Origin of the sequence: Streptomyces sp. rh34 (assembly GCF_002551245.1) — a bacterium.
In the GTDB taxonomy this organism is placed as follows: Bacteria; Actinomycetota; Actinomycetes; order Streptomycetales; family Streptomycetaceae; genus Streptomyces.
In genome coordinates this window covers 1-1888 of record NZ_NTGZ01000500.1, presented here as the reverse complement: position 1 = coordinate 1888, position 1888 = coordinate 1, and the positions used below count along the sequence as shown (strand labels likewise).

At 68.4% G+C, this 1888-nt stretch carries 2 protein-coding genes; both read left to right on the top strand.

Going from position 1 to position 1888, the window contains the following annotated elements:
* The first annotated feature begins 12 nt into the window (after positions 1-12).
* Positions 13-798, top strand: a complete 786-nt coding sequence (locus CR470_RS37660; RefSeq protein ID WP_097872241.1) for an electron transfer flavoprotein subunit beta/FixA family protein — start codon at positions 13-15, stop codon at positions 796-798.
* Positions 799-858: 60 nt separating this feature from the next.
* Positions 859-1821 carry an electron transfer flavoprotein subunit alpha/FixB family protein gene (locus CR470_RS37655; protein WP_097872239.1) on the top strand — a complete coding sequence of 321 codons (963 nt, stop codon included), beginning with the start codon at positions 859-861 and terminating at the stop codon, positions 1819-1821.
* The last annotated feature ends 67 nt before the right edge of the window (positions 1822-1888 follow it).

Below are 1888 nucleotides of genomic sequence, written 5' to 3'. Positions count from 1 at the left end.
AGGAGAGCCGGCGTGAGCTTGAGGATCGTTGTCTGTGTGAAGTACGTGCCCGACGCGACCGGTGACCGGCGTTTCGCCGATGACCTGACGCTGGATCGTGAGGATGTCGACGGTCTGTTGTCGGAGCTGGACGAGTACGCGGTCGAGCAGGCGTTGCAGATCGCTGACGGGGCGGACGATGCGGAGATCACCGTGGTGACGGTGGGTCCGGAGGATGCCAAGGACGCGTTGCGCAAGGCGTTGTCGATGGGTGCGGACAGGGCGGTTCACGTCGAGGACGACGATCTGCACGGCAGTGATGTGATGGGGACGTCGCTGGTGCTGGCGAAGGCGGTGGAGAGGACCGGGTTCGATCTGGTGATCTGCGGGATGGCGTCGACGGACGGTGTGATGGGTGTGCTGCCCGCGCTGCTGGCCGAGCGGTTGGGTGTGCCGCAGGTGACGCTGCTGTCCGAGGTCGCGGTGGCCGGTGGTGTGGTGGCCGGGCGGCGTGACGGTGACACTGCTTCGGAGCGGGTGGAGGCGTCCCTGCCGGCGGTGGTGTCGGTGACCGATCAGTCGGGTGAGGCTCGTTACCCCTCGTTCAAGGGGATCATGGCGGCGAAGAAGAAGCCGGTGGAGTCGTTGGATCTGGATGATCTGGGGCTGGACGCGGACGAGGTCGGTCTGGCGGGTGCGTGGACGGTGGTCGATGAGGCGGCCGAGCGTCCGGCGCGGACGGCGGGCACGATCGTGAAGGACGAGGGTGAGGGCGGCAGGCAGCTCGCCGAGTTCCTCGCGGGCCAGAAGTTCATCTAGTCCGGGTGCTGTTCCTCTCGTTCTCTTCTGTCTCTTCTCTTCTTTCTGGAGTGCGTTGTCATGGGTGAAGTTCTTGTTCTGGTCGATCATGTGGACGGGGCGGTCCGTAAGCCCACGCTGGAGCTGCTGACGCTGGCGCGTCGGATCGGTGACCCGGTCGCGGTGGCGCTGGGCGCGGGTGCGGAGGCGACTGCTCCGGTGCTGGGTGAGCACGGTGCGGTGCGGGTGCTGACCTCGCAGGCGCCGGAGTTCGGTGAGTATCTGGTGGTTCCGAAGGTGGACGCGTTGCGGGCGGCGTTCGACGTGGTGTCGCCGGTGGCGGTGCTGGTGGTGTCTTCCGCCGAGGGCAAGGAGGTCGCTGCCCGGCTGGCGTTGCGTGTGGGTTCGGGCGTCATCACCGATGCCACGGACGTGGAGGCCGGTGAGCGGGGTGTGGTGGCGACGCAGGCGGTGTTCGCCGCGTCGTTCACGACGAAGTCCCGGGTGTCCCGGGGTGTTCCGGTCATCACGGTGAAGCCGAACTCGGCGCCGGTGGAGGCTGCCGCCGCCGCTGGTGCGGTCGAGGAGCTGGTGGTGTCGTTCGGTGAGACGGCCACGGGGACGAAGGTGACGTCGCGGACGGCGCGTGAGTCGACGGGGCGTCCGGAGCTGACCGAGGCCGCGATCGTGGTCTCGGGTGGCCGTGGGGTCAACGGTGCGGAGAACTTCCCGCTCATCGAGGCCCTCGCGGACAGTCTGGGTGCGGCGGTGGGTGCTTCGCGTGCCGCGGTCGACGCGGGCTGGTACCCGCACACCTCCCAGGTCGGGCAGACGGGCAAGTCGGTCTCCCCGCAGCTGTACATCGCCTCGGGTATCTCCGGCGCGATCCAGCACCGGGCGGGTATGCAGACCTCGAAGACGATCGTCGCGATCAACAAGGACGCCGAGGCCCCGATCTTCGAACTCGTCGACTACGGCGTCGTCGGTGACCTCTTCGCCGTCGTCCCCCAGCTCACCGAGGAGATCAACACCCGCAAGGGCTGACCCCCGGCGAACACCCCCGCCCCGGGCCGCACGGTGAACCCCACCGCGCGGCCCGCGGCCGTTCCGG

What these genes read in the sequence shown, in the direction of transcription:
- CR470_RS37655 (WP_097872239.1), top strand. Translation starts at nt 859, where the DNA reads ATGGGTGAAGTTCTTGTTCTGGTCGATCATGTGGACGGGGCGGTCCGT.